Annotated in this window: 8 protein-coding genes and 1 pseudogene; all 9 read left to right on the top strand. The window is 44.2% G+C overall.

The window, feature by feature from the left end; translation table 11 throughout:
- The first annotated feature begins 161 nt into the window (after nucleotides 1-161).
- A complete protein-coding gene (locus JZO70_RS20495) occupies nucleotides 162-1,004 on the top strand; it encodes a coiled-coil domain-containing protein (protein ID WP_207675556.1) in 843 nt (280 codons plus the stop codon).
- A 20-nt stretch (nucleotides 1,005-1,024) separates the two neighbouring features.
- A complete protein-coding gene (locus tag JZO70_RS20490; RefSeq protein WP_207675555.1) occupies nucleotides 1,025-2,215 on the top strand; it encodes a hypothetical protein in 1,191 nt (396 codons plus the stop codon).
- A 48-nt stretch (nucleotides 2,216-2,263) separates the two neighbouring features.
- A complete protein-coding gene (gene lepB / locus JZO70_RS20485) occupies nucleotides 2,264-2,728 on the top strand; it encodes a signal peptidase I (RefSeq protein WP_347565215.1) in 465 nt (154 codons plus the stop codon).
- Nucleotides 2,729-3,049, top strand: a complete 321-nt coding sequence (locus JZO70_RS20480) for a hypothetical protein (RefSeq protein WP_207675554.1) — start codon at nucleotides 2,729-2,731, stop codon at nucleotides 3,047-3,049. It abuts the gene before it with no gap.
- Nucleotides 3,039-4,160: a glucosaminidase domain-containing protein gene (locus tag JZO70_RS20475; RefSeq protein ID WP_207675553.1), complete on the top strand. Its 1,122-nt coding sequence runs from the start codon at nucleotides 3,039-3,041 to the stop codon at nucleotides 4,158-4,160. Before JZO70_RS20480 ends, JZO70_RS20475 begins: the two co-directional genes overlap by 11 nt.
- Nucleotides 4,161-4,173: 13 nt before the next feature.
- Nucleotides 4,174-5,160 (top strand): signal peptidase I, encoded by a 987-nt coding sequence (locus JZO70_RS20470; protein WP_207675552.1) that lies wholly within the window; start codon nucleotides 4,174-4,176, stop codon nucleotides 5,158-5,160.
- A 63-nt stretch (nucleotides 5,161-5,223) separates the two neighbouring features.
- Nucleotides 5,224-6,528: a hypothetical protein gene (locus JZO70_RS20465; RefSeq protein WP_207675551.1), complete on the top strand. Its 1,305-nt coding sequence runs from the start codon at nucleotides 5,224-5,226 to the stop codon at nucleotides 6,526-6,528.
- 60 nt (nucleotides 6,529-6,588) lie between these two features.
- Complete coding sequence (locus JZO70_RS20460; protein WP_207675557.1) at nucleotides 6,589-7,350, top strand: LPXTG cell wall anchor domain-containing protein; 762 nt, start codon at nucleotides 6,589-6,591, stop codon at nucleotides 7,348-7,350.
- Nucleotides 7,347-7,831 (top strand): annotated as a pseudogene (locus tag JZO70_RS20455) (hypothetical protein); the annotation flags it as partial. The gene JZO70_RS20460 and the pseudogene JZO70_RS20455, both read left to right, overlap by 4 nt.

The raw sequence follows: 7,831 nt of genomic DNA, 5'->3' as shown, positions 1-7,831 counted from the left end.
TTTTCTTTAATTCAAGGATAGGAAAAAGATAGAAAATGGAAAAACTTCAACACTAATATTTTATCATGTAGCGCCTTTATTTAGTAAGTGTTCGGCCAAGGTTTAGGCTATGTTTAATGCCTTGCTGAGCACCACAGTAGTTACCGAGGAGGAATTGGGTCATGTTTGGATTTGGGAAACAGAAGAAAGACACATATCAAGAACCACATCAGGAAGACTATTTCTATGATGAATACAACAACGAGGGTTATGAAGAAGAGTACGGGTATGACACTTACTCAGAAGATGGGTATGAGCGACCTGCTGAAACTTATAACGAATATGAGCGAGAACGTGCTGAGCGTCCACCACGCCGCAGAACATCGCCAACAGAAGAACGTTACGATTCACGCTATGACGATGAGGGCGAATCATTCTCTGCTTCAGTAGAGGAAGAGACGGTAAAAGAATCGCCGTTGCAGCAAGACATTAAACGTTTAGAAGAAACGGTTTCTCAATTGAAACACCAATTAGAAGTAAAACAAACCGAAATGACGAATATGGCCACAATGTTGATTGAAAATGAGCAGAAGCATATTGATCAGAAGGAAAAGGATCAGCAAATTGCTGAATTGAATCAACAGGTTGCGCAACTGAAAGCTCAGATGCAACAAGAGAAGCAGGAAAAAACAGATGCTTTAGTTGATGCTCAGCAGCAGATTGCCGAATTGAAAAAAGCTCAGACCGAAAATGAAGAAATAAAAGCAGAGTTGGCAACGATTCTGGTAGAAACCAAGAAGCAAGAACGAGAAATCTTGGAACGAGCTGAATTTGAAGCCAGAGGCATCCGTAGTCAGGCAGAGCAAGAAGCAGAACAAGTCCTTCACGATTCGGCATTAGAACTGAGAGTGATGAAGCAGGAAATTAAAAATTACCGCAAACGTCTGCGTGCTGCGCAGGAAGAAACTACTCAGTTTTATGTTCGGCTACTAGCCAACAGTGATTCATTATTGGAAGAAGAGTAGCAGAAAGGGATGGTCATGCGGTGAAACAAGCCAATAGTCAAGTCGCTCTTTATCCGACACCAGCACCAGCCATGGAGGAGGAACTGATCACCCAGCCATTACTGGAAGGAATTGAGCGTGCCTGCGAGCATCTTTACGAGCCCCAGGGCACACTAACTAGCGATCAGCGAGAAAAAATCCATCAGCATTTTGATCGTCTGTTTCGCTTAATGAACAGCAGCTATCATCTGGAGCTGTTACTAATGCCTGGAAAATTCGACTGGACAGCCTTCTGGCAATCCCTACAACAGTTTTTCCCAAATTTTGCTTGGCTCCGCTGTCAAACAGAAGCACCAAAGTACGGGCGCCAGGTTTACCGATTCGATTTTGTTCCTATGGCATTAGGTGAAACAGATTTTCCTTTTTCAATAAATTTGGAAGAAAGCTTAACTAATATGTATACACTGCCAGCTGAAGAAGCACTAAAACAGGCTGAACAGCAGCTGCTAGAGTTGGCCCAACAACAATTTTCATTCGATTCTTTGGAAGCTCCTAAAGAGACTGAAGAATCACCAGCCCCTAAAGAGGCTGAAGAATCACCAGCTCCGGAAGAAGAGCAGGTCGATCATCAAATTCAGGAAGTTTCGGAATTGCAGGAGCTAGTTGAGAATGAGGAGATTCACCAAGAAAGTCAAGGTAAAGCCCGCCTGCGAGCGCTGAACCAAAAGTTAGAAATGGTGATTGAAAAGCTGGAGCTTTCCATGTTTTACAGCGGTATTCAATATTTCGATCGGCCTCAAATGGAGGAAAGTGATTGGGATAAGCGCCTAACTATCAGCCTGCGGGAATATACGTATCTTTTGCAAAAGGCTCGTTTCTTGGAGCAAATGTGGCAATTGAACGGTGAGTTGGTTAATAAATCTGAAAAAATGACAGTTACCGACAACACGCTAGTGTATGAAAGAGATCAAGTCAAAAAAATCAAGGACAATCTTTCTACTAGGGATATTCATTTTGTTCTCTATGAGTGTCAGGTAATTGAATCACGGGCGAAGGTTCATGCCCGACCTTGGTTTAGAAAGCCCTACGTTAAATTAATGAAAATGGACTACGACAATTTGTTAGGCAAAGCAGCTTACTTTGATTTGCTGCAAGGAGAAAGTGCAGTACTGGAACGAATGGTCCGAGAGCACAAGGATGTACCAGCTGAAGATATTCAGGAGGCTGGTTGAGGCCGACGAAAGAAATACTCAAGCCGTTGGGCGCTTCCCATTACAATAGTGGCCACTTATTTAGGCTGCTATTTGCTGTTTTTTGGATTCTTTCGAACCTATCACTGGTTATATCCTAAGTATTCTGTCATGGGTGAATCGATGAATCCTACCTTTTGGGAGGAAGAAGTCGTGCAAGTCAAGGCACATCACAGCCCAAGGCGCTTTGATGTTGTCGTGCTGCATCCACCGAATGACCCAGAAGCTTTATATCTCAAGCGAGTCGTTGGTCTACCAGGTGAACGGCTGGATTACCAAGACGGTCAATTGTTTGTCAATGGAAAACCGGTGACAGATGAATTTGCTGAACAGACCGAAGATTTTGTTTGGGAACAGGTATCTACAGCGTTGATCCCTGAAGATCATTACTTCGTATTAGGAGACAACCGAGCTGTTTCTATGGATAGTCGCAGCTTCGGCTTCGTTTCAGAAAAACAAATTTTAGGAATTATCAAAGAGGGGAACAGCAAATAAATGACAACACTGCAAGAAAAAATTGAATGGTACACCTTTTGGTATTGGGTCTACTGGCTCTTCTCTTTAGTGGTGCTGCTAGCTGTTTTTGTTATAGGTATTTTTTTCTATTTCACTGATTTTCAAGAGGTAGTGACAGTCAGTCAGTTGTTCTTGTTGTTGCTATTGATGATCTTGGCGATCTATTTGCGGATGACCGCACTGTATTATCACTCCGTGGTGCTGAACTTGAAACGCGCAGCCGCTCGTCCGCCAAGACGGCCAAGAAATCCTTCACAGCCGCCACGCAATAACGAGAGGCGGAAACGATATGAACGCTAAATATTTACTGAGTGGATTGCTGCTGAGCGGTCTTTTACTGACCGGATGCCAGTCACAAGTTAAGCAATCCGTTTCAGCAGAAACAAAAGAATCCATCAGCCTGCAGCAGGAAGAGTTAAACAGTGAACCAGCAGCCTCTTCAGTTATTGCTAGTGAAGAGTTGGAGACCATAGGAGAAGCCGAAACGGCAACCTCGTCAGCTTCATCTTCCGAATCAATTGAAGAAAGTAAGTCAACCGAAAGCAGCACAGTAGCGAGTTCAACAGCAGACCCAGTAATCAAGGAAGCCAGCGAAGAATCAGCGATAAAGGAATCAGAAACAAAAGCACCACCTGCTGCACCAGCACCTGAAGCAGTACAAGCTGTGCAGCCCGCCTTACCGGCTGCCAAAGTCGAAGAAAACTTTCAGTTCTCTGTAGCTAAAAACAAGACGACGGAAGAATTCATTCAAGCCATTGGCAAGGATGCCCAGCAAATTGCGTGGGATGAAGGCCTCTATGCATCCGTCATGATTGCTCAAGCAATTCTGGAAACCGGATCAGGCAACAGTCAACTCGCAAGACCACCTCATCATAATTTGTTTGGTATTAAAGGGAGTTATCAAGGGAAGCAAGTGAATTTCAATACCCAAGAAGATAAAGGGAACGGCCAGCTGTACACGATAAATTCAGCATTTCGCCAATATCCCAGCTACAAAGAATCATTAGAAGATTATGCCTCACTGTTAAAAAATGGTCTTTCCGGCAACCCTAGTTTTTATCAAGGGACGTGGAAAGCCAATGCTGCTACTCATGAAGAAGCAGCAAAATCATTAACCGGAAAGTATGCGACTGATACGGCTTATGACAAGAAACTGAATGCGTTAATCGAAACCTATCAGTTAACTAGTTATGATCAGGAACCAAATAAAGAAGCACCGCTTGCTTCTGCAGAAAATCAAACAACGGATGCAGATGCAACGAAAAAAATAAATGATTCTGTTCAAACCGATGAGGAAACGAATCGGGAACCAGAAGTACGGACAAGTAGAACTAAGCAGCCGGTAATTTTCGTTCCACCAACTGCTCAACGACCAGCAATGCAGCTATCCGGCAATCGAATCGCACAATGAAAGAGGGGGAACTATGACGAGACAACGTGACTACCGAGATCAAGAGTACGATTTCGACAACCGACCGCCATATCGCGACCGCCCCCCTTCAAACAGAAGACCTGCTAGAAGGTATGACGATGATTACGAATATGATGAATACTCAGATCGGGGCCGACCTTATCCGCAAAGACCGGTAAATCGGGAATATCGCGGGGAACCGAATCGCAGACCTAGTGACCGGCGGCCAGATCCGCGAAGGGCACAACGTCCAGCACCTGATCGTTATCGAAATCCGAGGCCTAATAGGCCGGAGTCTGCTTATGGTGCTTATGACAGAGAACGAATACCGCCGCAAGGCAGACCTCCGCGCCCACCGAGACCAAGGCCTATTTCGCAAGGGTCGCCTCCGTTGCAAGAGGCGAAGAACTCGACGAATCGCAAGATTTTTCTGTTCGTGTACAACCTGGTCTTTTACACAATCACAATCGGCATTCTCCTTAGTGCGGTGATGTTTGCGTTTAGTGAGAAGTCGAATGCCGCGATCTTCGGCTATCGCTTCTACCAAGTTTTGACGGATTCAATGGCACCGCAGCCAGATTCACCTTCCGAAGGATTTTATTCTGGGGATATTGTCCTAGTGAAGATGACAGATGGCAGCGAGGTCAAAGAAGGAGACGTCGTGACCTTCCAAGTAGGGGATGGCGACAGGTACTTAACCCATAGAATGGTGGAACGTCTAACCGAGCTGAATGGTGAGGAAGGCGACTACATTGTGACCAAAGGGGATGCCAATGAAAGTAACGACCCGCCGATTGATGCCAGTCGCGTGTTCGGTAAGGTTACTTTTATCATTCCGAGAATGGGCGCTGTCTTGTCCTTTGTGCAAGAAAATCTTTGGCTTTGTCTAGTATGTGTACTGTCCACCTTTGGCTTTTTCTTAGTGCTTAAGGCGTACTTTTTACAGCCCAACACCGTCAGCAAACCAAATAGAGGAAACAGGTATCCAAAAAGGATATAACCGCTTGTACAAGCAAGTGTTTATATAAAAAAAGGAAAAAAGGATGTATAGGAGGAAAAAGAAATGAAGAAAAACAGTAAGAAGAAAAAGCTATTAGCTGCAGCTGCGGCTTTAGCGCTGATTGCGGTTCTCTCAGGGACGTTTGCCTGGATTACTTCACAACAACAACGGGTCAACCGAGTGAAATCTGCCAAAGTGGTAAATGATAGTGTAACCGTTAATGAAATTTGGGAACCAAAACCAATGGCACCAGGAACTATAGCAAAAAAAGAAGTGAGTGTTACTAACACGGGAGACGCAAGTGTATTTGTACGGGTATCTTATGAAGAAGTACTGAAACATTTGGCAAGTAAAGGTGATGTGACATTCAGCCCAAGTTCAGTTCCAGGAGCGAAATATCCTGGTACTGCAGCTGCCTTAAATTCTCACGTACCAGTAGAGTATAGCGCAGCGCAGATTAGTGCAGAAAATGGATTTGCAGAGACTACTGATCCAGCAACTCAAGTAACTGGATTAGAAGATGGGGTTAAATTATTTGTACAAGGTGGAAAATCAACTGATGATCTGACTGGATATGTAGAAGAAGTCTATACACCTATCCTAGTGCATGAATATGCAGCAGGTAAGTATCAGCAAGTGCAAGGTACAGTAACACCAACTGGTGCAGTGGGAGACAGAAGTGAATCTGCAACCGGCTGGAACTTTACTGTTTCCGATATAAAATATGGTTACTATGCTGATGGTTATAAAAACGCAGTTGTCAACTGGGCGTACTCTTCTTTAGCACCAGTAGGTGAAACAACAGTCACAGGACGTGCTTTGCTAGGAACAACCGGTAACCGTAGCGGTGTCGAATATGACTATAGAGAAGCTGCTTTAGGAATTGTATCACCCGAAACATTACCAGGGGATACTCCAGCGACTGATGCAGACCTTATTCCAACAGCGAATAACGATGTAAAAGGCGTACAAGCAGACTTGAATGGCTTGGCTAAAAAAGAGATTCGCGTTGGTTATGGAAGTGCAATGACTAATATTGCTGCTTTGAATCCAGCTGAAACCGATGAAACTGTGGCAGCAGATGCAGCTAAGAAATGGGTTTACAATCCGGGCGATGGCTGGTTCTACTATACTGGAACATTAAAAGGTGGACAAACAACAGCTGATTTATTGAAAAATTTAGTCTTTGGAGAAAATTTGGGTAAAGAATATACTAACGCTACGTACGATCTAGTTGTTAAATTAGAAGCGATTCAAGCAACTGAAACAGCAATCAAAGATGATACTGCTGGTTGGGGCTTAGATCCTACAGCAGACACCAATACAGAAAAAATTGTTGAGCAATTACTTTCACGTATCGGTAAATAAACATGTTTCTGAGAGAGGGGGAGGGATTTGAAATACGTTAAAACAATCATCACGTGTTTAATGGCACTTTTTATTCTTCTCCTGTCTTTTGGAAATGCGCTAGTCAGTGAGGCAGCAAATGAGCTGCCTCCAGGACTAGTGATTGGTGATTCAGATGGGATATATACTACCCCTGAAGGCGAATACTACATCGATATCGAGGCTGTTCTGCCGGGCGAAAGCTATGAAAAAGAAATCACGATTCGTAGTTTAGATTTGGAGGAACCTTTTTCTTTAGGCTTGTTAGTTGAGGAGGGGGATTCCAGAGGATCGGTTCTTTGGAAAGATCATATGACAATGACGCTTACTTTAGATGATAAGGAAATCTATTCCGGACCTCTTTTAGGCGATGGGTCATTTGACTGGACAAAGACACCGTTAGAGCTGGGGGTTTGTGAATACGGCAGTGATAAAATTTTACGAGCGAAATTCACTGCAGATTCTACCTTAACCAATGAAGACCTAAAAGAAGAAAGCGAGTTAGAGTTCTATTGGACCTTTGTCGGTACGAAAGATCAACCCACCAAACCGACAGAACCAACTACAGAACCAACTGAACCTTCAGATTCCTCAACGCCTACTTCGCCATCAGAGTCTTCTGGTCCGGGGAGAGGAGCCTTGCCGCCTACTGATGGTGGTTCAACCCCACCAGCACCGTCGGGTCCAAGAAAACTCCTGCCTCAAACAGGTGAACAAATCGTGCATATGTTTCTAACGGGCTTATTGCTGATTCTGATTGTTTTGTTTCTATGGAAAAAACGACGTGAGGAGGAGCAGGAATGAGTCAAAAGGAAAAACGTCGTCATCTGCTTCAAGTATTCCTTAAAAGTAAGCTGCTCTTTGCTTGCTTCTCAGTCGTACTCAGTCTGCTTCTAGTTGTTGGCAGTACCTATGCTTGGATTACCTCGGCAGACGAACGGATAAATCAATCTGAAGCGAATCGCAGGAAATTATCTGCTCGAATTGACGAAGAGTACAGCCGTGTTTTTGGCTGGGCACCGGGTACCACCCAGACGAAAAAAGTCCGGGTGAAAAATGATGGGGAAACGCCAGCTCTTGTTCGATTAAAGCTGGAAGAAACCTTTGTCAGCTTTGAAGTGGATACCACGGACAATCATCGACAGGATGCAGCTCCTGAGAATAATGTGAACGGCAATGCCAATCTCAAAACTTACGGAACACCAAGCATTCCAGCGATTGATGTGAAACAAACAGATACTTGGGCAGTAGGGAATACCTACGAGGTAAGTACCGATAAGCATTA

The sequence above is a fragment of the Candidatus Enterococcus moelleringii genome, assembly GCF_017377575.1.
GTDB classification, from domain to species: Bacteria; Bacillota; Bacilli; order Lactobacillales; family Enterococcaceae; genus Enterococcus_A; species Enterococcus_A moelleringii.
Note: the sequence above shows the minus strand (reverse complement) of the source record. Positions and strands in the feature narration are given on the sequence as shown.